At 66.7% G+C, this 24853-nt stretch carries 20 protein-coding genes; 16 read left to right on the forward strand and 4 right to left on the reverse strand.

The window, feature by feature from the left end:
* Positions 1-163 precede the first annotated feature (163 nt).
* Positions 164-733, forward strand: coding sequence for a TIGR03086 family metal-binding protein (locus tag ACFWUU_RS31660; RefSeq protein ID WP_380180945.1), 570 nt, complete (start codon positions 164-166; stop codon positions 731-733).
* Here ACFWUU_RS31660 and ACFWUU_RS31665 read toward each other — a convergent pair.
* The 3 genes from ACFWUU_RS31665 to ACFWUU_RS31675 all read right to left on the reverse strand — a co-directional run bounded on the left by ACFWUU_RS31665 (position 704) and on the right by ACFWUU_RS31675 (position 3598).
* The gene (locus ACFWUU_RS31665) at positions 704-1870 is read right to left on the reverse strand and encodes a hypothetical protein (protein WP_380181797.1); all 1167 of its coding nucleotides are present in this window, start codon (positions 1868-1870) and stop codon (positions 704-706) included. The two genes, ACFWUU_RS31660 and ACFWUU_RS31665, sit on opposite strands and share 30 nt — an antisense overlap.
* On the reverse strand, positions 1854-2924 hold the full coding sequence (locus ACFWUU_RS31670) for a glycosyltransferase (protein WP_380180947.1): 1071 nt from the start codon (positions 2922-2924) through the stop codon (positions 1854-1856). The genes ACFWUU_RS31665 and ACFWUU_RS31670 overlap by 17 nt, the downstream gene beginning before the upstream one ends.
* Before the next feature lie 137 nt (positions 2925-3061).
* Complete coding sequence (locus tag ACFWUU_RS31675; protein WP_380180949.1) at positions 3062-3598, reverse strand: GrpB family protein; 537 nt, start codon at positions 3596-3598, stop codon at positions 3062-3064.
* A 114-nt stretch (positions 3599-3712) separates the two neighbouring features.
* Here ACFWUU_RS31675 and ACFWUU_RS31680 point away from each other — a divergent pair, with 114 nt between their 5' ends.
* The 4 genes from ACFWUU_RS31680 (at position 3713) to ACFWUU_RS31695 (ending at position 9049) form a co-directional block, all read left to right on the forward strand.
* Complete coding sequence (locus ACFWUU_RS31680) at positions 3713-6613, forward strand: S8 family serine peptidase (RefSeq protein ID WP_380180951.1); 2901 nt, start codon at positions 3713-3715, stop codon at positions 6611-6613.
* A gap of 85 nt (positions 6614-6698) precedes the next feature.
* On the forward strand, positions 6699-7262 hold the full coding sequence (locus ACFWUU_RS31685) for a TetR/AcrR family transcriptional regulator (RefSeq protein ID WP_170989552.1): 564 nt from the start codon (positions 6699-6701) through the stop codon (positions 7260-7262).
* Positions 7259-8116 (forward strand): LLM class F420-dependent oxidoreductase, encoded by an 858-nt coding sequence (locus ACFWUU_RS31690; protein ID WP_380180953.1) that lies wholly within the window; start codon positions 7259-7261, stop codon positions 8114-8116. The genes ACFWUU_RS31685 and ACFWUU_RS31690 overlap by 4 nt, the downstream gene beginning before the upstream one ends.
* 75 nt (positions 8117-8191) lie before the next feature.
* Positions 8192-9049, forward strand: a complete 858-nt coding sequence (locus ACFWUU_RS31695) for a hypothetical protein (RefSeq protein ID WP_380180955.1) — start codon at positions 8192-8194, stop codon at positions 9047-9049.
* Position 9050: 1 nt separating this feature from the next.
* Here the strand turns inward: ACFWUU_RS31695 and ACFWUU_RS31700 are convergent, their stop codons facing one another.
* Positions 9051-10061 (reverse strand): LacI family DNA-binding transcriptional regulator, encoded by a 1011-nt coding sequence (locus ACFWUU_RS31700; protein WP_380180957.1) that lies wholly within the window; start codon positions 10059-10061, stop codon positions 9051-9053.
* Positions 10062-10193: 132 nt separating this feature from the next.
* Between ACFWUU_RS31700 and ACFWUU_RS31705 the strand changes: the two genes are divergently transcribed.
* From ACFWUU_RS31705 to ACFWUU_RS31755, 11 genes are all read left to right on the forward strand, one after another.
* Positions 10194-11495: an ABC transporter substrate-binding protein gene (locus ACFWUU_RS31705; protein ID WP_380180960.1), complete on the forward strand. Its 1302-nt coding sequence runs from the start codon at positions 10194-10196 to the stop codon at positions 11493-11495.
* 5 nt (positions 11496-11500) lie between these two features.
* The gene (locus tag ACFWUU_RS31710) at positions 11501-12436 is read left to right on the forward strand and encodes a carbohydrate ABC transporter permease (protein ID WP_380180962.1); all 936 of its coding nucleotides are present in this window, start codon (positions 11501-11503) and stop codon (positions 12434-12436) included.
* Entirely contained in the window at positions 12433-13248 is an 816-nt protein-coding gene (locus ACFWUU_RS31715) for a carbohydrate ABC transporter permease (protein ID WP_380180964.1), read from the forward strand. Before ACFWUU_RS31710 ends, ACFWUU_RS31715 begins: the two co-directional genes overlap by 4 nt.
* A complete protein-coding gene (locus ACFWUU_RS31720) occupies positions 13245-14708 on the forward strand; it encodes a hypothetical protein (RefSeq protein ID WP_233714465.1) in 1464 nt (487 codons plus the stop codon). The genes ACFWUU_RS31715 and ACFWUU_RS31720 overlap by 4 nt, the downstream gene beginning before the upstream one ends.
* Positions 14709-14728: 20 nt before the next feature.
* Positions 14729-16726 carry an alpha-amylase family protein gene (locus ACFWUU_RS31725; RefSeq protein ID WP_380180966.1) on the forward strand — a complete coding sequence of 666 codons (1998 nt, stop codon included), beginning with the start codon at positions 14729-14731 and terminating at the stop codon, positions 16724-16726.
* 10 nt (positions 16727-16736) lie between these two features.
* Positions 16737-18302: a malate synthase A gene (aceB, locus tag ACFWUU_RS31730; protein WP_380180968.1), complete on the forward strand. Its 1566-nt coding sequence runs from the start codon at positions 16737-16739 to the stop codon at positions 18300-18302.
* A gap of 138 nt (positions 18303-18440) precedes the next feature.
* Entirely contained in the window at positions 18441-20237 is a 1797-nt protein-coding gene (locus tag ACFWUU_RS31735) for a peptide ABC transporter substrate-binding protein (RefSeq protein WP_380180970.1), read from the forward strand.
* 2 nt (positions 20238-20239) lie between these two features.
* Positions 20240-21217 (forward strand): ABC transporter permease, encoded by a 978-nt coding sequence (locus ACFWUU_RS31740; RefSeq protein WP_380180972.1) that lies wholly within the window; start codon positions 20240-20242, stop codon positions 21215-21217.
* A complete protein-coding gene (locus tag ACFWUU_RS31745; protein WP_380180974.1) occupies positions 21204-22103 on the forward strand; it encodes an ABC transporter permease in 900 nt (299 codons plus the stop codon). Before ACFWUU_RS31740 ends, ACFWUU_RS31745 begins: the two co-directional genes overlap by 14 nt.
* A complete protein-coding gene (locus ACFWUU_RS31750; protein WP_380180976.1) occupies positions 22100-23062 on the forward strand; it encodes an ABC transporter ATP-binding protein in 963 nt (320 codons plus the stop codon). Before ACFWUU_RS31745 ends, ACFWUU_RS31750 begins: the two co-directional genes overlap by 4 nt.
* Positions 23055-24065 (forward strand): ATP-binding cassette domain-containing protein, encoded by a 1011-nt coding sequence (locus ACFWUU_RS31755; protein ID WP_380180978.1) that lies wholly within the window; start codon positions 23055-23057, stop codon positions 24063-24065. Before ACFWUU_RS31750 ends, ACFWUU_RS31755 begins: the two co-directional genes overlap by 8 nt.
* The last annotated feature ends 788 nt before the right edge of the window (positions 24066-24853 follow it).

Consider the following 24853-nt stretch of genomic DNA (forward strand, 5'->3'; position numbering starts at 1 on the left):
ACGACCCTAGGAGTCCCCACCGACAGTCTTCGCCGCCAACGACAGGAGGTAGTCATGGATCCGCGCCCGCCCAGCGCTCAGCCCCGCGTGCCGAGACCGACTACCTCCTGTCGTTAGCCGCGCAGACCTTCCGCCGGGCGGGTGTGAACGGCACTATGCGGGCATGAGCGAGATCGCGGAGCGGTACCGGCGGCGGGCCGATGCGTTCGAGCGGAAGGTTGCCGCCGTGGCGCCGGACGAGTGGGAGAACCAGTCGCCGTGCGCGAAATGGACCGCGCGGGACGTGGTCGAGCACGTCGTCACGATGCACGGCGTGATGCTGATCCCGGTCGCACGGAAGCTGACGCCGGCGGACGATCCGCTCACCGCGTTCCAGGAAGCGCGCGCCGCGATCGAGGACGTACTGGACGACCCCGTCGCCGCGTTGACCGAGAGCGACACACCCGGCGGCCGGATGACCGCCGGGGAACACATCGACCAGGTGGTGTCCGACGACCTCGTCCTGCACGGCTGGGATCTGGCCCGCGCCACCGGTCAGGACGAGACGATCGAGCCGGCCGACATCGAACGGCTCTGGGCGACGGCGGTCGCGATCCCACCGGACCTGATGGCGAAGTACCGGACGCCAGGCGCCTTCGGCGAGGGCATCGAGGTGTACGGCGCCGAGGTACCTGTTCCGCCGGAAGCTCCCCTGCAGGACCGGCTACTGGGGTTGCTGGGCCGCGAGCCGTGAGAGGTTGTTTGGCGCGTAGTAGCTGCTGGGGTCGTCGCACAGCGGTGCCTGGGTGAGTTCGGCGGGCCGTGTCATCAGCGCTGCGTGGCCTTTCGCGATCGCCGGGTCCAGGTACTCGTGGCCGGGGAGGTCGGCGACCGCCGTACGGCAGCCGAGCGCCATGCCCTCGAAGAGCGCGGTCGTCGAGACGCCGACCTGGTACGTCGCGGTGGCGAGCAGGTCGAGCGTGCTGCCGCCGGTCGATAGCTGTAGGCCGGCCGGGATGGTGTAGTCCTCGGGGCGCTCGCTCGGGTGGAGGCGGTAGACGATCTCCAGCTCGGGATGCTGCTTCGCGACGGCGTCCGCCGTACGGATCAGTTCCGCCCCGACGGTCCCCTGCGAGAGGAACACGACACGGTTCGGATCCTTCGGCCCGGGCTTCGGCAGGAACGTCGCGCCGATCACCTCGGTCCGCATCCCCGCGGGCAGGTCTGCGACGTCGGTCCAGTACGACCCGAAGCACCACAGGTCGTCCGGCTGGTCCGCGACCATCGGCCGGCCCGGGTAGCTGTAGCCGAGGTGGAACGGGCTGATCGCGCCGTGCTGCAGCTCGACGACGCGGATCCCGAGGTCGCGCGCGGCACCGACGATGTGCTGGTGGAAGTACGCGACGACGACGTACACGGTCTTGATCCGGTGCCGCTTGAGCAGGGCTCGGTACAGGGCGCGCAGTCGCAGGTGCTTCGGGACTTCGCGGGCGAGGATCGCGCCGACCGGGACGCGGACACCGGTGAGTTTCTCGAGCGCGCTGCCGATGCCTCGATCGTCTGTCGTGCGGGGATGGATCGCGCCGGCGGCGGACGTGAAGAAGTCGAGGTTCTTGCTGCCGGGGAGCGGGGTGCCGTTGATGCCTGAGTCGAGGATCAGGGCGTTGTCGCCGAGCGTCTTGCGGAGTTCGTCGGTGTAGATCTCGACACCGTTCGGTTTCCGCGGATGCGGTACGACGAGGGCGTCGTACCGGCCGGGGAACGGGGAGCGGGTGACGATCCCGGCGACATGCTTCGCGACCAGGGCCGCCTTGTCGTACGGCGTACGCCGTACCGGATGGGGTGCGCCGTGGATGCCGGTGCGGCGGGTCAGCTCATGGAAGACGCGCATCCGGATGATCGGCCACGGGTGAGCGCCTCGGGTCTGCCACTCGAGCAGCCCCAGGTCCGTCTCCACCTGCCAGATCGCCCGGCACAGCTCCGCCACCGTCGGCCGGCCCGGGGCCGTCGCCGGACCCGTGCCGTTCCCGGTACTCGTCATGGTTGATCCCTACTATCCCCGCGAGACTGCCGACGCCCGAGAAGAACCGGCGGACTGCCTTCAGCAGGTGCGTCTTCCGGCCGAGCAGCAGCCCGGCGAGGGCGAACCCGATCGCCGAGATCACCCGGGCCGAAGCATAGGCCAGCACGAGTACGTAGCTGATCGCGCCCGGGCGGATCAGCAGGCGGCTGATGGTGTCGCCGGAGCCGGAGCGGAAGGCACGGCGTACCAGCCAGCGGAGTGTGGTCCGGCCGACGGGCACCTCCTCGGCGATGCACGCCTCCTCGCACCAGACGATGCGGAAGCCGGCGCGGTGCACGCGGAGGAAGAAGTGCAGGTCGCTGGAGCCGGTGTAGCGGAACGCGGGGTGGAATCCGGGCGTGACTGCGTGGTAAACGCGGCGGCTGACCAGGGTGTTGTTCGTGTACGCCTTGCGGAGTTCCTCGCCGGTGGTGTGCTTGCCGGTCGAGTCGTGGACGTCGCTGTAGTGGTTCCAGGGCGGGGCGCCGGGCGGGAGGTTGCCCTTCACGGGGCCGGTGACGACGTCGGCGCCGGTCGTCTCCCAGGCCAGGAGGAGCGTTTTGAGCCAGCCGGCGGGCGCGGTCTCGTCGTCGTCGACGAAGATCAGGGCGTCGTCGTTCCAGCACAGCTCGACGGATCGCTCCCGGGCGAAGGGGATTCCCGGCTCCGGTTCGACCACCGATTGGATCGGGTACGGCGTACCCGCGCCGAACTCCTCCAGGACCGCCGCCGCCGAGCCGTCCGCGTCGTTGTCGACCACGACGATCCGGATCGCATAATCGGAGTCCGCGGGGAGCTCCTGAGCCTGCAAACTGGTCAACAACCCCCGCAACAGAGCAGGTCGCCTGAAGGTAATCACCGCAATGGCGACGCAGGTGCTCATGGCGCCCGAGACTATCGGTCCCCACCAACAACCGCCCATCCAACTGGTGTGAGATCGGTTGGGGTGGTGGAAGAACACGCCCGCTGCGCGATAGCTGTTCCGTGCAACCACGGGAAGGTACATCGTGTTCGGTTAGGTCAGGCGTCTGTGGGGGCTGGTTCCCAGCCGGTTGATTGGGACCAGGTGTCTGCTCGTTGGATGGTTTGCCAGAACCAGGGGAGTTTGGCGTTGGTGTAGGCGGTGCGGTCGTCGGGGTGTTGGGCGGCTAGGGAGCGTTTCAAGGTCTCGTAGGGTGGCAGTTCCTCGGGGTGCGTGCGGAGGTAGTCGCGCAGGAGTAGTGGGAACTGTTGGGAGAAGCTGCCCAGTTTCCGCACGTGGATGTGGGTGCGGGGTGTGCCGGGTGGTTCGCGGAAGTAGCGTTTGGTGCGTTCGGGGTTGTCGGGGCGGTATACGTATCCAAGGGCTTCCAGCGGCATCCGGAACGGCTCGACCGGTTCCAGTGACGAGACCGAGATCTGGATGTCGATGATCGGTTTGGCGGCCAGGCCGGGGACGGCGGTGGAGCCGATGTGGTCGATTCGGACGGCGACATCGCCGAGGGCCGAGCGCAGCGACAGGCCGAGCTCGGTGAAGCGGTTGGCCCACGCAGGGTCGTAGGAATCGATCCGGATCACCGCGCCAACCGTAGACCCGCGCAGCCTGAAATTGCAGGAAGTTGCAGAAGGTGTAACGCGGGCGGCTGTTCGCGCGATTTATGGCCGGGACCACATCCGGTCCAGTCCGCCCGATTGAGGTTCTTGGGGGTTGTGGTGTTCCGTACTGCTCGTTGGTTGCGGCTGGCTGTGCCGGCTGCGCTGGTTGCGGGGTCGGTGGTGGTGGTTACCGGTTCGTCCGGTAACGCCACGGTGTCCGCCGAGCCGAATGTGCGTCACGCGAAGTTCCAGCCCGCTGCGGCGAGTGGTCCGAAGTACGACCCGAAGTCAGTGATCGTGCAGTTCAAGCCGAAGGCAACGACCTCGGCGCGCAAGTCCGCGCTGGCCAAGGTCAAGGGCACGCCAGATGTTTCCGTCACCGCCGACGTCGTCAAGGTGACCGGTGACGTTCCGGCGACCGAGCTGCTGAAGAAGGTCAAGGCCGACCCGTCGGTCGAGCTTGCCTCGCTCAACTACATCCGGCAGAAGTCCGCCATACCGAACGACTGGCTGTACACGAACTACCAGAAGTACCTGTCGACCGTCCGCGTCGACAAGGCGTGGGATCTGTCGAAGAGCGCCGGCAACCAGATCATCGGTGTCCTCGACACCGGCGTCGACGCCGGCCACCCGGATCTGGTCGGTCACCTGCTGCCCGGCTACAACACCTTCAACACCGCACTCCCGCCCAACGACGGCGACGGCCACGGTACTGCGACCACCGGCATCATCGCGGCCGGCACGTCCAACAGCACCGGCATCGCGGGCGTCGCGTGGAACGCGAAGGTCCGCCCGGTCAAGGTGCTCGACGACACCGGCTCGGGTGACGACACGAACCTGATCAACGGCATCAACTGGGCGGTCAAGAACGGCGTCCGGGTGATCAACATGTCGCTCGGCGGCGAGGGCGACGACCCGGTCCTGCACACCGCGATCCAGAATGCGGTCGCCAAGGGCGTCGTACTGGTCGCCGCGGCCGGCAACACCGGCGGCGACTCGTCGAACCACTTCCCCGGCGCATACCCGGAGGTCCTGTCGGTCGGCGCCACGAACCAGGCCGGCGTACTGACCAGCTTCAGCAGCTACGGCGACTCCGTCGACCTCGCCGCCCCGGGCTACGACATCACCAGCACTTCGCCCCGCGCCGGAACCCCGGCCGGGTACGAGCCGTACTTCCTCGGCCTCGCCGGTACGTCGTTCTCCTCGCCGATCGTGGCCGGCGTCGCCGCCCTCGTCCGCAACAAGTGGCCGTCGTTCACCCCGGCCCAGGTGATGGCCCGCCTCAAGGCAACCGCCCGCGACGCCGGTCCTCGCGGGACCGACCCGTACTACGGCGCCGGCATCCTCGACGCGTACGCCGCCCTCGGCGGCGCACCCACCACCGACTTCGCCATGGGCACAGCCGACAAGAACGACCAACCGGCGCGCGCGGGCGAGCTGATCGCCGGTGTCGCGGTTTCAGGGACCATCAGCGTCGAGGGCGACGTCGACTGGTACAAGATCCCGGGCACGGCCTCCCACCAGGTGCGCGTCGACGTCACCGGAGCGACGTTCGACTCCGGCACCTACGCGCAGAACTTCGGGCCGGTCGTCTCGGTGTACGACAGCGCCCTCAAGCCGCTGGCGTTCGTCCAGAAGCCGGAGCCGCCGGTGGACAGCGACGGCTACGAGATCCCGCAGGCACTGACCGCCAGCACCTACGCCACGTTGCCGGCCCAGACTGCCTACATCGCCGTACGGAACGCGAACGGTTCGCGGGACAGCCGCGCGTACAGCATCAAGGTCACCAACGCGGACGGCAACGTCGGCGCCGCGCCGATCCCGGCGTACCCGGTCCTGGACGCCTTGCCCGCCGACCTGTCGACGATCGCGAGCACCGAGATCCAGCCGGTGGTCACGTTCGCCCCGGAGGTCGACGCGAACAGCGTCATCGCCGGTCTGAAGCTGCTCAACGGCAAGACCGGTGCCGTGGTTCCGGCGGGTGTGACCTACGACCCGTCGTCGCACCAGGCGATCCTGACCCCGAAGGATTCGTTGCTCGAAGCAACGCCGTACAAGCTCGCCGCGACCGGGGTGGTGGAGACCTCCAGCGGCCTGCCGATCGAGCCGTTCAGCTCGGTCTTCAGTACGCCGGACCTGGTGCCGCAGAAGCTGAGCACGTTCACCGGCGGGGGTGCTTACCTGGCGGCCAACCTGGCCTGGACGATTCCGCCGACGACGGACCTCGCCCGGGTGATCGTGCGGCGGAACGTCGGGAGCAAGGCGCCGACGCCGAGCACGGGCACGCTTGTTTACTCGGGCACCGGGACCGCGGTGAAGAACACCGGGCTGGCGCAGGGTACGACGTACACGTACGCGGGCTGGGTCGTCGACCGGGCCGGCCACTACAGCCCGATCGCGATCAAGCAGTTGCTCGGGATGAAGTCGGGGATCAGCACGACGTCGACGCTGATCAACTACGGCGGCGCGATCACGATCAAGGGCAGCACGTTGCGGATCGACAACCTGGCGTACGCCGGGCTGCCGGTGAACGTCTACGTGCGGCCGAAGACCTCGACCAAGTTCACGTTGCTCGCGGCGCTGAAGACGTCCTCGACCGGAACGCTCTCGGTCGTGGCGAAGCCGACTGTGTCCTCGGTCTACATGCTCACGTTCCCCGGCAATGCCGACCTGATGGGCACCCGGACCGCCGACATCACGGTGCAGGTCGCACCAACGATCTCCGCAACCCTCGCGCCGACGGCGATCAAGCTCGGTAAGACCACCGCATTCAGCGGGTACGTCGCTCCCGCGCACGCCGGCAAGGTCGTCTACCTCCAGCAGTACGGCAGCAAGGTCTGGAAGTCGATCGCCTCGGTGAAGCTGAGCAGCTCGGGCAAGTACGCGTTCGGCATCAAGCCCGCCATCCGCGGCCAGATCGCCTACCGCGTCTGGTTCCCGGCCGACACCGACCACGCCCAGGCCTTCACGGTCAACAAGATCGTCACCGTCAGCTGACAGCGACGATCTGGGGAGGATCCCGAACGCGGGATCCTCCCCAGCTTTATGTTCGCGGGCTGTACCTGTGGGTACAGTGGGCGGGGTGGAGACGGTGGAGCGGTTGATTCGGAGTACGCAGGAGTTGTTGTGGGAGCGGGGGTACGTCGGGACCTCGCCGAAGGCGATCCAGCGGGCTGCGGATGCGGGGCAGGGGAGTATGTATCACCACTTCGCGGGCAAGGCGGAGTTGGCGAAGGCTGCGATCGAGCGGTCGGGGGCCGAGTTGCGGGCGGCGGCCGAGGTGCAGTTGACCGGGGACGGGTCGGCCAGTGAGCGGATCGCGGGGTACCTCGAGCGGGAGCGGGACGTGCTCAAAGGGTGCAAGGTCGGCAGGCTGGCGGCGGATCCGGACGTGATTGCGGATCCGGTGTTGCGGGAACCAGTTGCCGAGACGTTCGAGTGGTTGCGCAAGCGGCTGGCCGAGGTGGTTGCGGAGGGCAAGCGTTCCGGTGAGTATCCGGACTCGCTCGACCCGGACCGGATCGCGGCCACCGTGGCGGCGGTGTTGCAGGGTGGGTACGTGCTTGCTCGAGCGGCCGGATCGGTGGAGCCGTTCGAGCTGGCTGTCCAGGGATTGATCGACTTGTTGCCGGAGGCTACGAAGTGAAGATCGGTGCGGTGTTCCCCCAGCTGGAGATCGGCGCGGACCCCCAGACGGTGCGCGACTGGACGACCACCGTGGAGCAGGCCGGGTACAACCATGTGCTCGCCTACGACCACATGCTCGGCGCCGATCCCACGAACCGCCCCGGCTGGACCGGGTACACCGACAAGTCCTTGTTCCATGAGGTTTTCGTGCTGTTCGGCTACATGGCGGCCATCACCACCCGCCTCGAGCTCGTGACCGGCGTACTCATCCTCCCGCAGCGTCAGACGGCCTTGGTGGCGAAGCAGGCCGCTGAGGTCGACGTACTGAGCGGCGGCCGGCTGCGGCTCGGTGTCGGCATCGGGTGGAATCAGGTCGAGTACCAGGCGCTCGGCGTACCGTTCAAGCAACGCGGCGCGGTGCTGGAAGAGCAGGTCGACCTGCTGCGCCGCCTCTGGGCCGAGCCGGTGATGTCCTACGACGGCAAGTACCACGAGGTCGTCGAGGCTGGGCTCAACCCATTGCCCGGCCGAGAGATCCCGATCTGGTTCGGCGGCACTGCAGATGCAGTACTGCGACGTACCGGCCGGATCGGTGATGGGTGGATGCCGCAGTCGGCGCCGGACGATCGAGCCAGGCAGCAGATCGCGATGCTCCGCGAAGCCGCGGAAGCGGCCGGCCGGGATCCGCAGTCGATCGGGATCGAGGCGAGACTCACCCTCGCCGCCGTACCCGAACAGGACCGCAAGGCCTTCGTCGACAGCTGGCGCGAGCTCGGCGCGACCCACCTCGGCATCAACACGATGAACCTCGGCCTGGCCACACCACAGGACCATGCCAAAGTCCTCGCCGAGGTACTCCCGAAACTCACCTGAACCCAGAGGTATCTCCCGGCACCTCCCGACGGTCCGAACAGGTAGGGGGAGTTTCGTCAGGGAGAGGGGACGGTCATGGCCGCCCAGAGTGATTTCGAGAAGCGGACCTACAACTACCTACGGCTGGCGATGATCGGAGTCCTGATCATGCTGGCGGTCGCGGTGTGGCGCGAGCACCGCCAGACGGCGTCGGACTGCTGGCAGGGTTCGATCAGCGCGTATTACTACACGCCGGTGCACGCGGTCTTCATCGGTACGTTGGTCACGGTCGGCGTCTGCATGATCGTCCTGAAAGGCGCTTCGACCCTGAAGGACGTGCTGCTGAACCTCGGCGGTCTCCTCGCACCGGTCGTCGCCTTCGTGCCGACCCCGAACGCGGGCAGTTGCTGGTCGAAAGAGCTCGTCTCGCGCGGCGCGGCAGACGACATCGGTAACAACATGGTGGCGTACTTCTGGGTCGGCAGCATCGCCCTGCTGGTCTCCCTCGTCGTCGGGCTGACCGCCAAGGGCAGCGCGAAGTGGATCTGGAAGCAGAAGCTGGGACTGGGGGTCTCGGTGGCGCTCTGGCTGGCCGGGATCATCTGGTTCAGGACGTCGCGCGACAGCTTCGACAACAACGCGCACTACACCGCCGCCGCGCTCCTGTTCGCGGCGATCATCGGCATCGTCGTGCTGAGCGCACTGGGCCAACGTCACCTGCCCGTCACGGGGGCGCAGGAGAAGAAGGCGTTCACACGCATCTACGGTCTCATCGCGATCGGCATGGCCCTCAGCCTCCTGATCGGCGTCATCTTCAGGTCGTCGGCAATCCTCTGGGTCGAGATCGCACTGCTCGGTTTGTTCCTGCTGTACTGGATCCTTCGAACCGCCGAACAGTGGCGCGCCGGCCAAGAGACAACCCCAGACATCCCGGCGGAACTCCACAAGGTCTGACCTAACCCTGTGGGGTGTTCGCGGTGGAGCCGCGGATGGCCAGCGGGCAGGGGAGGGTGACGATCTCGGTGGGGCGGTCGGGGGTGGTGATGCGTTGGCGGAGGAGGGCTACGCCGGTTTCGACGATGGCGTGGGTGGGTTGTTCGACCGAGGTGAGGTCGAAGGATTCCCAGGCGGCCATTTCGGTGTTGTCGAAGCCGATCACCCAGACGTCGTCGGGGACCCGGGCGCCGACCGCGCGGGCGCCGTCGAGGATGCCGAAGGCGAGTAGGTCGGTGACGGTGTAGATCGCGGTCGGCGGGTTCTTCTTGGACAGGAGTTTCTCCGCGGCGGCGTGGCCGTCCGCGTGCGGTACGCCGACCGAGACCACGTTGCTCGGCTTGATCTTCACGCCGGCGTCGGCGAGGGCCGCGCGGAAGCCGAGGTCGCGGTCGCGGGACGTGTTCCCGGTGTGGATGAGCGTGACGAGTCCGATGTCCGTGTGGCCGTGGTCGACGAGGTACTTGCCCGCGTCGTACGCGCCCTGCCAGTTGTCGCCGACGACCTGGTCGCAGTCGAGCCCGTCGATGCCGCGATGCAGCAGCACGGTCGGCGTACCGGAGGCGAGCGCCATCGTGTGCAGCTTCGAGTCGTACGTCGCCGACGTCAGCAGGAACCCGTCGACGAGGCGCTGGTGCAGCACCTGGGCGATCGTCTCCTCCGGGTCGTGCTCGATGTTCCACAGGATCATGTGCAGACCCACCGAACTGAGCACCCGGCCGATCTCGTCGAGCAGCTCGGCATGGAACGGGCTGGTCACGCGCGTCATGAACACGCCGATGGTGTCGGTCCGCCCGGTCTTCATCGCGCGCGCCAACGCGTTCGGCGTGTAGTTGGCGTCCTTCAGCACCTGCAGAACCCGGGCCCGGGTCTCCGGGTTGACCTTCGGATTGTTCGTCAGCACCCGCGAGACCGTCGCCTGCGACACCCCCGCCAGCCGCGCCAGATCCCTACTCGTCGGTGGTCGAGCCATGACCCTGCCTCCCCTAGTCCAAATGCTGAACCCTACTCAAGAGTGTGGCCACGGGCCGTTGACCACGCCCAACGCAATGTGTATACGTATTCATTGTATACGTATTCATCCCCTTGTGGATGGGAGATTCCGGTGCAGACACAACTCTCCAACCTGAGCCGCCGCAGGTTTCTCGCCGGACTGACGGGACTCACAGCTGCCGGCGTTCTGGCCGGCTGCGGTGGCAACGGCAACGCAGGTGGTGGTGGGGGCAAGAGCCTCACCTTCCTCAACTGGGAGCAGGTCAAGGGCAACCCGCTGGAGCAGGCGATCCAGGCGTTCGAGAAGGAATCGGGCACCAAGGTCACCATCCAGCCCGCTGTCACCCAGGAGTACGACACCAAGATGCGCACGCTGATCGCGGGCGGTAGCCCGCCGGACGTGATGCGGATCAACGACGACTTCGTCCGCGGCTTCTCCACCCAGGGAGCGCTGCTGGACCTGAAGCCGTACATCGAGAAGGACAAGCTCGACACGTCGCAGTTCGCCAAGGAGACGTTCGACTTCCCGCAGCAGCCCGACGGCTCGCACACCGCGTGGGTCCTCGGGTACGAGCCGCGGCTGATCTTCTACAACGTCGATCTGTTCAAGAAAGCCGGCGTACCGCTGCCGCCGACGACCTGGTCCGCCGACGGCTGGACCTGGTCCGACTTCGAGGAGCGGGCCAAGAAGCTCACCGACCCGGCGAAGAAGCAGTACGGCGCGTTGGTCTACCTGGACACCGGCTACGAGCAGACGTTCACGGTCAACCACGGCAGCCAGACGGGCATCTTCTCCAAGGACGGCACGCAGTTCACGCTGTCGGACTCGAAGGAGTCCGAGGCGCTGCAGTGGGCGACCGACCTGACCTGCAAGGACAAGGTGCAGCCACCGTGGTCCGCGCTGCAGCAGGACAGCATCCAGAACCAGATGTTTGCCCAGGGCAAGATCGCGATGATGTTCGCGACCTTCGGCACGGTGCCGTACATGCGGCAGACGATCAAGGACTTCACCTGGGACGTCGCTCCGCCGCCTGGTGACGTGGAGCAGAAGACCGAGTCCAGCGTGATCGTGTTCTGCATCCCGAAGAAGGCGAAGAACCCCGACGCGGCCTGGGATCTGCTGAAGTACCTCGCCAGCGAGGACGGCGGCAAGATCCTGCTCCAGGGCGGCGCGTTCACGCCGATCAACCTGAAGGCGGCGGCCGACCTGGCGCCGAACGGGAAGGCGCCCGCGCATATCGGGTTGTTCGCCGAGGCGGCCAAGCATCTGACCGCGACCAACCAGACCAAGAACACGATCGGCGCCCGCGAGCTGTACCGGCCCGCGCTGGACACCGCCTACAACTGCGAGAAGCCGGTCTCCGACGTTCTCCAAGGCGTCAAATCACAGGTGGAGAACGCCTTGAAGGGTTGATGTCGATGGCAACCATCACGATGGCACGCGACACCTCCGCACAAGTCAACACAGCCGACGTACGCCGGGCCCGCCGCAAGCAGAACCTGACCGGCTGGCTGTTCATCAGCCCGATCGTGGTCGGGGTGGTGGCGTTCCAGTTCTTCCCGATCCTGGTCTCGATCGCCGCGTCGCTGACCGACTGGAACGGCATCTCGGCGCCGAAGTTCGTCGGGCTGAAGAACTTCAGCGAGATGTTCACCGACGATCCGTTGTTCCTGCAGACGTTCAAGAACACCGTGTACTTCACGCTGGCGAGCATCCCGCTGACGATCGGCATCGGCCTGGTGCTGGCGTTGCTGTGCGCTCGTCCGATTCGCGGCGTCGCCTTCTTCCGGACGGCGTACTTCGCGCCGTACGTGACGAACGTGGTCGCGATCGGGTTCGTCTGGTTCTGGTTCTTCCAGCCGGACAACGGCGTGATCAACGGCCTGCTCAGCCAGCTCGGGATCAGCGGCCCGCAATGGCTGTCGAGCTCGAGCTGGGCGATGCCGGCCGTGATCATGGTCAGCGTCTGGCAGGGCATCGGGTACCCGATGATCATCCTGCTGGCGGGTCTGCAGGGCCTGCCGAACGAGTTCTACGAGTCCGCGAAGATCGACGGCGCGAGCGCGGCGCAGCGGTTGCGGTTCATCACGCTGCCGCTGCTGACGCCGCACTTCCTGTTCCTGTTGATCACGCAGTTCATCTCGTCGTTCCAGGTGTTCGGCCTGATCTACGTGATGACCAAGGGCGGGCCCGGCCACGCCACCAGCGTCTACATCTACAACATCTATCAGAACGCGTTCAGCTACGGGAAGGTCGGCTACGCCTCGGCAATGGCGTGGATCCTGTTCGTGGTGATCGCGGGCGTCACCTTCCTGCAGTGGAAGCTGCAGAAGAGGTGGGTGTTCTACTCATGAGAATCGTCGGAAAGACCTCGCAGTACGTCGTGATGTCGTTGTTCGCGATCGCGTTCCTCGCGCCGCTGGTGTGGATGATCAGCGCATCGCTGCGGCCCGAGGCGAAGGTGCTCAGCTCGCCGCCGAAATTCCTGCCCACGGACACGCAGTGGAGCAACTACGGCGAGGTGTTCGACCTGATCCCGGTGTTCCTGTGGAACAGCGTGAAACTCGCCGGGTTGAACGTGATCGGCATCCTGATCGTGGCGTCGATGGCCGGCTACGCGTTCGCGCGGCTGCGGTTCGCCGGCCGGGACATCGCGTTCATGGTGCTGCTCGCCACCTCGATCATCCCGGGCATCGCGTACCTGATCCCGCAGTACATCGTCTTCCAGCACATCGGCTGGGTGGACACGCAGTACCCGCTGTGGGTGCCGAAGGTGCTCACGCCGGTGTTTGCGACCTTCCTCATGCGGCAATCGTTCCTGACAATTCCGAACGAACTCGAGGACGCCGGCAAGATCGACGGTGCGTCCACGTTCGGAATCTATTGGCGGATCATGCTGCCGCAGACCAAACCGGCGCTCGCCGCGATCGGGGTCTTCACGTTCCTCGAATCGTGGAACGACCTGTTCGGTCCGTTGATCTACATCACGTCCGAGAACCTGCAGACCTTGCCGGTGGCACTCGCGCAGTTCCAGGGCGAGTACTTCACCAAGATCAGTCTGCTGATGGCAGGCGCGACGATCTCCGTCGTACCGGTCATCGCCGTCTTCCTTTTCGCCCAGCGTTATTTCATCCAAGGCATCACGATGACAGGAATGAAGGGGTGAGCATCGTGCCCGATCGGGTCGTTGCCATGCAGATCGGAGCCATTTCGTTCGTCGACGAAGGCGTCGACCAGACACTCGACATCCTGGCCGAGCGCGGCGCGGTCAACGCGCTGTTCCTGGCCACACCGACCTGGACCCGGGGAACCGGTGGCCGGCAGATTCCCGGCCACCCGATCCCGGACCACGGCGTCCAGGAGTACGACCTCGGCTGGGTCGGCGGGAACTACGCGACGCCGCACCCGCAGTACTACGGGAACACCGTCCTCGGCGATGTCGGCCGCGCGCCGGAGCACCCCGAGCTGGACCTGCTCAGCGAGGTCATCCCGAAGGCCCGCGAGCGCGGGATGAAGTCGTTCGCGTGGATGGAGGAGAGCGGCGGCGCGCGCCAACTCCGCACGTACCCGAACTTCGCCAAGGTGCTCGAGGTCGACGCCTGGGGACGTCCCGGACGGCGGCCGTGCTTCAACAACCCCGACTACCGCAACTGGCACCTCGGGTTCGTCGAGGACTACGTGCAGAGCTACGAGCTCGACGGCCTGGCGTGGTGCTCGGAGCGGCCCGGCCCGCTGAACATGCTGATGCAGGGCACGGTCGACGTGTCCGAGATCGGCTGCTTCTGCCCGCACTGCCGCCAGGTCGCCCGCGAGCGCGGTATCGACGTCGACCGGGCGATGCGTGGGTACCGCGAGCTGGTCGAGTGGAACCAGCGGGTCGGTGCGGGCGAGCGTCCGGTGGACGGCGCGTTCGTGACGTTCTGGCGGATCCTGCTCAATTTCCCCGAAGTACTGGCCTGGCAGACGTTGTGGACCGAGAGCCAGCGGCAGCTGTACCGCGACATCTACGGCGTCGCGAAGGCGATCTCGCCCGAGGTGCAGGTCGGCTGGCACGTCTACCACAACATCTCGTTCAGCCCGTTCTATCGGGCGGACCAGGACTACACGGAGATGGCGAAGTTCTCGGACTTCATCAAGGTCGTCATCTACAACAACTGCGCCGGCCCGCGGTTCTTCACCTGGGTGAAGAGCATCTGTGGTGCGCTGTTCGCCGACGCGGAGCCCGAGGACGTGTACCCGTTGATGATGAAGCTGCTGCAGCTCGACGAGGGCTCGTACGAGAAGCTGCCGCAGACCGGCTTCACCGCGGACTACGTACGGCGGGAGACCGAGCGGGCCGTCGCCGGTGTCGGCGGGCAGAGCGCGATCTACCCGGGTATCGACATCGATATCCCGGTCGGTGTCGCGAAGCAGCGCGGGCTGGAGAAGCCGCGTGACGTCGGTACCAAGATCAACTGGGACGACAACGAGGGCGAACTGACCGCGTGTACCCGCGAGTCCGTGCGCGACGCCACGCTGGCCGCGTTCGAGGGTGGCGCGGAGGGCGTCGTACTCAGCCGCAAGTACTCCGAGATGCTGCTCGAGAACGTGTCCGGTGCCGGCGACGCGGTCCGGAGTCTCAAGTGAAGCCTTGGTATCAAAGGACTTTGAGGTGGGCGCAGACGAATCTCACCGAGAAGGATCCGGCCCGGTACGACGCCGAGTGGTGGCGGGAGCACTGGCGTCGTACCAAGGTCCAAGGGGTGATCGTCAACGCCGGCGGCATCGTCGCGTACTACCCGAGCAAGTTCGAGCTGCAGCACCGGGCGGAGTACCTCGGTGATCGGGACCTGTACGGCGAGATCGCCAAGCTCGCGCAGGAGGACGGGCTGACGGTCCTGGCCCGGATGGACTCGAACCGGGCGCATCAGCCGTTGTACGACGCCCATCCGGACTGGTTCGCGGTCGATGCCGAGGGCAACCCCTATCGCGCCGGGAAGCTGTACGTCGCCTGTGTGACCGGCCCGTACTACAAGGACTTCCTGACCGGGATCCTCGAGGAGATCATCGAGCGCACGTCACCGGACGGGCTGACCGACAACAGCTGGAGCGGCCTCGGCCGGGACTCGATCTGCTACTGCCCGAACTGTCGCGACAGCTTCGGGCAGGACCTGCCGGCGTCGCCGGACTGGGCCGATCCGGTGTACCGGCAATGGATCCGCTGGAGTTACGACCAGCGGCTCGCGGTGTGGGACCTGAACAACGAGGTGACCCGGCGTGCAGGCGGGCCGGACTGTTTGTGGATCGGGATGAACGGGGGCGAGGTCGTTGCCCAGAGCAAGAGGCTGCGGGACGACGTCGAGATCTGCAAGCGGGCGTCGATCTTCATGCTGGATTCGCAGTGGCGGCACGACGAGTCCGGGTTCCAGGCGAACGCGGACTCCGGCAAGCGGCTGCACGGTCTGCTCGGCTGGGACACGCTGATCCCGGAGAGTACGGCGATGTACGACGCCGGCGTACCGACGTTCCGGCTCGGGAGCAAACCCGCCCCCGAGGCGCGGATGTGGGCGATCGAGGGTTGGGCCGGCGGGATCCAGCCGTGGTGGCACCACATCGGGTCCGTGCACGACGACCGGCGGCAGTACGCGACCGCGCAGCCGCTGTTCGAATGGCACGAGGCGAACGAGGAGTACCTCGTCGACCGCGAGCCGGTGGCAACGGTCGGGCTGCTGTGGAGTCAACGGAGCGTGGACTTCCACGGCAAGGATTCGGCTGAGGAGGTGAGCCAGCTGCCCTATCGCGGTTGGGTGGATGCGCTCGTCCGGGCGCGGATCCCGTACCTGCCGACGGCCGAGGTGGATGAGCGCTTCCAGGTGCTTGTCGTGCCGAACGTCGGGGTGCTGACCGACGAGCAGATCGCGCAACTGCAGGCCTACAGCGGCCGGCTGGTCGTGACCGGTGAGTCGGGGCTCTACGACGAGTGGGGCGATCGCCGGGACGACTGGGCGTTGGGTGACCTGCTGGGAGTCCGGCACGCCGGCAAGCGGCTCGGCGACGGGACCGTGACGGACTGGGAGAACTACGACAGTCACAGCTACCTACGGATCGAGGACCGGGCGGTTTTCGACGGCGACACCGACGTACTGCCGTTCGGAGGGCAGCTGGAGGTCGTGGAGGCCGACAAACCCGCGCTGACCTGGATCCCGCCGTTCCCGATCTATCCGCCGGAGAAATCGTGGATGGAGGAGCCGCAGAGCGATACCCCGGCGCTGGTCCTCGGCGAGCGTACGGCGTACCTCGCGGCCGATCTGGACCGTCAGTACGCGAAGCATCACCACCCGGATCACGGGAAGGTGCTTGCGAACCTGGTCCAGCACGACGGGATCCCGCTGCGCGTCGAGGGCGCCGGCGTACTGGATTGTCAGCTCTACAAGCAGGGTGACCGGCACATCCTGCACCTGGTCAACCTGGACCAGGGAGGTGCCTGGCGCGGTCGGCTGGAGGAGTTCACGCCGGCCGGGCCGTTCACGGTGTCGCTCCGGGCGAGCGGGTCGCGGGCGCAGCTCCTCGTCTCGGGTGATGAGGTAGAAGTGAAGGAGCAGGACGGCTGGATTACGGTCGAGGTAGACCGGATCACCGATCACGAAGTCGTAGTACTCAGCTAAGGAGCCCCTTGTGTCCATCGACGTCACCGGCCCGATGAACGAGCGGTACGACGAGATTCTCACCGAGCGTGCGCTCGGACTCATCGAGACGTTGCACCGCACGTACGACGGGCGGCGGAAAGAGCTGCTGGAGCGCCGCGAGCAGCGGGTCGCGGAGATCGCGGCCGGGGCGTCGCTGGGGTTCCTGCCGGAGACGAAGGACGTCCGGGACGCCCCGGAGTGGCGGGTCGCGCCCGCCGCTCCGGGCCTGGTCGACCGGCGGGTGGAGATCACCGGCCCGACCGACCGGAAGATGACCATCAACGCGCTGAACTCGGGCGCGAAGGTCTGGCTGGCCGACCAGGAGGACGCGAACACGCCCACCTGGGAGAACGTGGTCGGCGGCCAGCTCAACCTGCTCGACGCGATCACCCGCAAGATCGACTTCAGCACCGACGCGAAGAGCTACGCGCTGAAGCCGGACGAGGAGCTCGCGACGATCGTCGTACGGCCCCGCGGCTGGCACCTGCCGGAGAAGCACATCCAGGTCGACGGCGAGCCGGTCAGCGGTTCGCTGGTCGACTTCGCGCTGTACTTCACCGCGTGTGCGGAACTGCAGATCACCCGCGGGCAAGGACCGTACTTCTACCTGCCGAAGATGGAGTCGCACCTCGAGGCGCGGCTCTGGAACGACGTATTCGTGACGGCACAGGACACGATCGGGATCCCGCGCGGGACGATCCGCGCGACCGTACTGATCGAGACGTACCCGGCCGCGTTCGAGATGGAAGAGATCCTGTACGAACTGCGCGACCACTCCGCCGGGCTGAACGCCGGCCGCTGGGACTACATGTTCAGCGTGATCAAGACACACCGGACCCGCGGTACGGACTTCCAGCTGCCGGACCGGAACAGCGTGACGATGACCGTCCCGTTCATGCGTGCGTACACGGAGCTGCTGGTGCGGACGTGTCACAAGCGCGGCGCGCACGCGATCGGCGGGATGGCGGCGTTCATCCCGAGCAAGGACCCGGCGGTGAACGAGCAGGCGTTCGCGAAGGTCGAGGCGGACAAGACCCGTGAGGCCGGCGACGGCTTCGACGGCTCGTGGGTCGCGCACCCCGGCATGGTCGAGACCTGCCGGACCGTGTTCGACTCGGTCCTCGGCGACAAGCCCAACCAGGTCGACAAGCTCCGCGAGGACGTCGCCGTCACGGCCGACCAGCTGCTGGACGTCGCCGCCACGCCGGGTGAGGTCACCGAGGCCGGTCTGCGGAACAATGTCAGTGTCGCCGTGCAGTATCTGGCCGCCTGGCTCGAAGGCACCGGCGCCGTCGGTATCTTCAACCTGATGGAGGATGCCGCGACCGCCGAGATCTCCCGCTCGCAGATCTGGCAGTGGCGACGCAACCAGGTCGTCCTCGACACCGGCGAGACCGTAACCACGGATCTGGTCGAGCGGATCGCGGACGAGGAGATCGACAAGCTCGGCAACCCCGACCGCTACAACGCGGCCCGGTCGCTGTTCCTCGAGGTAGCCCTCGCCGACGAGTACATCGACTTCCTGACGCTCCCGGCGTACGAACGCTTCAGCTGACAAGGAGATCTGCCGCCTTTCGGCACCGCTGGTCACGATCTTTTCGGTAATGGCCGTAAAGCGTTGACATCGACGCTTCGACGGCCCTACGGTCGCGACCATAAGTCGAGTTCCGGACGCCAGAAAGGCGGCACTCCCTTGCCCAAGCCTGCGTGGTCCAGCACGGCGCCGCCGGTCGGTCAGACCCGGCGCGACTTCCTCCGACTGTCCGGTCTGACCCTCGCCGCGCTCGGCGGCAGCTGGTCGCTGACCGGCTGCGGACTGTTCGGCGACGACAACGAGAAGGCCGCCAACGGCCAGTCGACGCTGAAGATCGACTACGTTCCGGTCGAGGTGCTCGACCCGCAGGTGATCACCAACGGCATGTGGATCCTCAGCCGTGGGATCTCCGAGGGCCTGGTCACCCAGACGGAGAAGGGCGACGACGTCCAGCCGGCCGTCGCGTCCGAGTGGAAGGTCTCCGACGACAACCTGACCTACACGTTCACCCTGCGGGACAACGCCCAGTGGTCCGACGGGAAGCCGGTCGTCGCCCAGGACTTCGAGCGGACCTACAAGCGGTTGTTCACCCCGGCGGGCGGCTCGGCCGGCGGCACCACCCTCGGTGCCAACAGCTATCAGACCGCGACCGGGATCAAGGGCGCCCAGGACTTCCTGTCCGGTGTGCTGACCGACTGGTCGAAGGTCGGCGTGAAGGCGAACGGCGACCACGAGCTGGTCCTGACGCTCTCCAATCCCAACCCGGACTTCCTGCTCGCGCTCACGCACCCGGCGATGCTGCCGCTGCCGATGGACCTCGTCGAGGGCAAGCCGAAGGACTGGCAGAACCCGCCGAACTACGTGTCCAACGGCGCGTACACGGTCAGCGAATGGGTCGCGAACTCGCGGCTGATCCTGGTGCCGAACGAGAAGTACTGGGACCGCGACAAGGTCAAGCTCGGCCGGATCCAGGTCAACCTGGTCGAGCCGAGCGCGGCGGCGACCGCGACCGTGCCGTACGAGAACGGCGAGACGGACCTGGTCCAGCTGAGCGGTCCCGACGTACTGCGGTTCCAGAAGAACGCGGACCTGTCGAAGCAGCTCCAGCAGACCGAGAACTACAGCATCCTCTACCTGGCGAAGCTGCGCAGCCAGCACAAAGCCATGGAGGACGTCCGGGTCCGCAAGGCGCTGTCGCTCGCGCTCGACCGCAAGACGCTGGCCGGTGTGCAGCCGGGGCAGGAGCCGGGAGTCTCGCTGGTGACCAGCCGTACTGCGGGCTGGGATGAGAGCATCGGGATCAAGGACGACGTCGCCGAGGCGAAGCGGCTCCTCGCCGAAGCCGGCTACCCGAACGGTCAGGGGCTGCCGCCGGTGCGGCTGCTGGTCGGCGTACCGGACACCACGCTTGCCGACGCGATCGTGGACAGCTGGACCAAGCAGCTCGGCATCAAGGCGAGTGTCGATCATGTCGAGGCCGGCGTGTACACCGAGCGGCGTTGGCAGGTCCAGAAGGGCAACTACATCGGCTTCTACTACGGCACCTTCGCGGGCCTGCCGACGTGGCCGACGATGGTCGGGTCGCTGTGGTCGCCGAAGAACGTGCAGGAGATCAGCCTGCCGAGCGACCAATGGCAGAAGTACCAGGCGTTGCAGGACAACAAGAACCTGAAGCCGGCGGACAAGACCGCACAGCTCAACGCCGTACTGGCCGAGCATGCCTCGGCTCCCGCGCGGGAGATCGGTGCGCTGGTCGACAAGGCCAACGTCGAGACGGACGACGCGAAGCGGATGGCGTTGTACAAGCAGGCCGCGAAGCTGCGCGAGGAGCAGTACCTATACCTGCCGGTGCTCTGGCTGAGTCTGTTCCACGCGGTCAAACCGAAGGTGCACGGCCTGCAGTTGCGGGCGTATCCGGACTACTTCTATCTCAAGCCGCTGAGTGTAGGGAGCTGACGGTGGGGCTCGCCGTCTACATCGGCAAACGGCTGGTGCGGCTGGTCCTGTCCTTGATCGCGGTGTCGATCCTGACCTTCACACTGCTACAGCTTGCCCCGGGCAACTTCGCCGACCTGCAGCGGGTGAACAGCGGCGCGACGAACTTCGGCGGCGTCGGCACCGAGTCGATGGTCGGCGAGCTCGAGTCCCGGTACGGCGCCGACGTACCGGTCTGGAAGCAGTACCTGATCTTCATGAAGGGTGCGGTTGTCTGGGATTTCGGGCCGTCGTACAAGTACGCGAGCCGCAACGTGCAGGACATCATCTCGGAGGCGTTCCCGGTGTCGGCGACGCTGGCGTTGCTCGCGGTCGTGCTGGCGCTGCTGATCGCCGTACCGGTCGGGGTGTTCGCGGCGCTGCGGCAGAACAGCAAGGCCGACCACGGGACGATGTTCGTGGTCACGCTCGGGCACGCGTTGCCGAGTTATCTGAGTGCGGCGTTCATGATCTTGTTGTTCTCGGCAACGTTGAAGTTGTTGCCGTCTGGTGGATGGAACGGGCCGAAGGACCTGATTCTGCCGGTGCTGGCGCTGAGTCTCGGGCCGGCGGCCGTGCTGGCGCGGTACGTGCGGTCGAGCATGCTGGAGACGCTGCGCGAGGAGTACGTCACGGCGGCGATCGCGAAAGGCGGACCTCGGCGTACGGTCATCGTCCGTCATGCGTTGCGCAACTCGCTGATTCCTTTGGTGACCGTAGCCGGGCCGTTGCTGGCGGCATTGATGACCGGCACGGTGTTCGTCGAGGCGCTGCTGCGGATCCCAGGGCTGGGGCTGTACTTCGCGAACGCGGCGGCGAGCCGGGACATGCCGCTGCTGATGGGTACGGCGCTGTTCTTCGCGCTGATCCTGATGGTGACGAATCTGGTCGTTGATCTGATCTACCGCTTCCTCGATCCCCGAATCCGCACGGTGGGAGGTGTGTCCGATGACGGCCACTGAGGGCATCTCGGTCGCGGCCGGCGAGTCTGAGCGGGCTGCACGTGGCCCCTTGGCGCGCGCCTGGTCGCGGTTTCGCCAGCACCGGTTGGCGTTCGGGAGTCTGATCTTCTGCTCGCTGCTGATCATCACCGCGGTCGCGGCGCCGCTGATCGCGCCGTACGGCTATGAAGAGACCGACATCCAGCACAAGCTGGCCGGGCCGGGGTCTGAGGGGCATTTACTCGGAACCGATCTGCTCGGGCGGGACATTCTCAGCCGGTTGATCTACGGGCTGCAGACGGCGTTGACCGTTGCTTTCGGCGCGGAGTTGACGGCGCTCGTGCTGGCGTTGGCGATCGGGCTGCTCGCTGGCTACCTAGGCGGGCGCGTCGAATCGTTGCTGATGGCATTCACCGATGTGATGTACGCGTTCCCCAGTTATCTGTTCGCGGTGGTGATGGTGACGGTTCTTGGTCGCAGCATCTTCGCGCTGGTGGTGGCGATCGGGATCGCGTCGTGGGTCACGCAGGCGCGGCTGGTCCGGGCGCAGGTGATGACGATCAAGGAACGCGAGTACGTCGAGGCGGCCCGGTCGATGGGCGCGAAGGGCAGCACGATCGCGATCCGGTACATCCTGCCGAACGCGATCGGGCCGATCCTGGTCACCACCAGTTTCGCCATCCCGGCCGCGATCGCTGCTGAGGCGGGTCTAGCCCTGCTCGGGTTGGGTGTTCAGCCGCCGACGCCGTCGTGGGGCGCGATGATCAGCGAGGGCAGTCGGTACTTGTTGGCGGCGCCGCACATGCTGGTTGCGCCGGCGGTGCTGTTTGCCCTTACTTTGCTGGCGTTCACGTGGATCGGTGACGGCGTACGGGATGCCTTCGACCCGAGCGGGGAGCAGCGATGAGCGACGAGGCTTTGCTGTCGGTGCGCGACCTGCGTACGACGTTCGGCTCGTTGACGGCCGTCGATGGGGTGTCGTTCGACGTACGGCGTGGGCAGGCGCTCGCGATCGTCGGCGAGAGCGGTAGTGGGAAGAGCGTCACCATGCGCAGTGTGATGGGGCTCCTGCCTCGGACGGCGCGGATCACCGGCGGGCAGGCGTACTTCGGCGGCCGTGATCTGCTCGCGATCGGGGACAAGGAGTTGCGCCGGGTTCGCGGGCGGGAGATCGCGATGGTGTTCCAGAGTGCGATGGAGGCGATGAACCCGACGCTGACGTTGGAGCGGCAGTTGACTGAACACCTGATCTGGCACGGGATTTGCAACAAGGCTGAGGCACGGAAGCGCGCCGTACGGGCGCTCGGGGATGTCGGGATTCCTGATCCGGAGAAGCGGATCCGGACGTATCCGTTCCAGCTGTCCGGTGGGATGCGGCAGCGGGCGATGATCGCGATGGCGATGGTGACCGAGCCCGACCTGCTGATCGCCGACGAGCCGACGACTGCCGTCGACGTGACTGTGCAGCGGCAGATCCTGGACTTGCTGAAGGGGCTGAAGGATCGCGGTACTGGGGTCATCATGATCACGCACGACCTCGGTGTTGCGCGGTACTTCTGCGACGACGCGGTGGTGATGTACGCCGGGCGCGTGGTCGAACGCGCGCCGATGGGTTCGTTGCTGGACGATCCGCGCCATCCGTACACGGTCGGCCTGCTCGGCTCGAGCGTCGAGGTCGGCGGACGGGAGCTGGCCTTGCGGCCGATCCCCGGCAGTCCGCCCGACCTGTCGCGGCGGCCTGAGGGTTGCGCCTTCCATCCCCGCTGCCCACGCGCCGAACTCCCCAAATGCCAAACCAACCAGGAGCCCCTCCCCATCGGCCCCACCCGATCCGCCGCCTGCTGGAAGGCAACCACCGATGCCTGACGACCTGCCTCACGCCTCGCCTGACGAGCTGGTCCCCGCTCCGTCGTCTGACAAGCTGACCCGCGCGTCGTCGCCTGGCGAGCTGACCCGCGCTTCGTCCCCTGACGAACTGGCTGACGCCGCGTCGCGTGACGAGCATGTCCATGCCTCGGCGCGTGACCAGCTGGCGCACGCTTCGTCGCCGCGCGCGCTCGCCTCGTCGCGGGACGAGCTGGTCCGCGCTTCGTCGGCTGGGGAGTTGGTTTGTGCCGAGTCGGTGACGAAGGTTTTCCGTACGCGTGCGGGTGAGGTGCGTGCTGTCGACGACGTTTCGCTGACTGTGGATCGCGGGGAGACGCTCGGGCTGGTCGGCGAGAGCGGCAGCGGGAAGTCGACGGTCGCGCGGCTGATGATGGGGTTGCAGGCGTGTACGTCGGGGCGCGTCGTGTTCGACGGGAAGGACCTCGGCCGGCTACCGGCGCGGGAACTGCGGGTGCTCCGCCCGCGCATGCAGATGGTGTTCCAGAACCCGTACGGCTCGCTCCTGCCGCACTTCAGCGCGATCGGCAACGTGATGGAGCCGCTGCGGCTACACGATCGCGGCGACAAGGCATCCCGACGTACTCGCGCACTCGAACTGCTCGACTTGGTAGGCATCAACACCCACAACGCAGAGCTGTACCCGCGACAGTTCTCCGGCGGCCAACAACAACGAATCGCAATCGCCCGAGCCCTCGCCCTTGAGCCCGACCTACTGGTCTGCGACGAGCCAACCTCATCCCTGGACGTCTCAATCCAGGCACAAATCCTCGAACTCTTCACCGACCTCCGCAACCGCCTCGGTCTGTCGATGCTGTTCATCTCCCACAACCTCGCAGTAGTAGAACGCCTGGCCGACCGAGTAGCGGTCATGAACAAAGGCCGCGTAGTCGAAGAAAGCCCAACAGAAGCCCTCTTCCGCACCCCCAAAGACACCTACACCCGCCAACTCCTATCCGCCGTCCTCCCAGTCCGCCAGCAGTAAATCCCCCGCCTCCTCCCGGTCCGCGGAAAGTCCCCGCGCGCTCCGCGGCCGCCTCTCGTCGCTCCGCTCCTCGGCGCGACCACTACGCCCGCTGCCCGCCCACCCCCCGGCTCATCGCCGGTGCATCCTTTCCGGCTATCGCCGGACGTTTCCGGCTACCGCCGGGTCTTCCGGCTACCGCCGGGTCTTCCGGCTATCGCCGGAGTCGGCGGCTGTCGCCGCGTGTGGCCCCCCGCGTGCTTCGTGGCCGCCTCTCGTCGCTGCGCTCCTCGGCGCGCCCACTACGCGCGCATCCCTCCGCCCAGCTCACTCCGCGCGCACCGTCCATCCCCGCGCGTCCCGCGGACCTTGCCCATCCCCGCACAGCCCGCCCAACCAGCGCACGCCCGTCCACCCCGCGGCTTATCGCAGCTGCGTCGTTTCCCGAAAATCGCCGGATCTGCAGCTGGACGCTGGCCACGTCGGCTGGCGCCGGGCTTGTGGTTTGCGTTGGGTGTGGGCCGGCTGCTCGGAGGTTTGCAGTCGCTGGGTGAGGTGACTGTCGTAGGCTGGGCGCCGATGTGCGAGGTTGGCTCATCGCAGGTGGGGGTGTGAAGTCGCCCGGGGGTCGGGTGAGCTTTCAGGGGGCAGGGATCCGCGAGGTCGGGGTGAGGGTACGTCGAGGTCTTTCGTCGGACGGGGTGCGTACGCCCGTCTTGGACGACGACTCTCCGCACCCAGCGTCAGGCTGCTGCGGATCTCTCGGCTTCAAACAACCCTCAGCTGCGAAGAGCCGCGTTTCCCTGTCT

The organism is Kribbella sp. NPDC058693 (genome assembly GCF_042715335.1).
Taxonomy (GTDB): domain Bacteria; phylum Actinomycetota; class Actinomycetes; order Propionibacteriales; family Kribbellaceae; genus Kribbella; species Kribbella jiaozuonensis.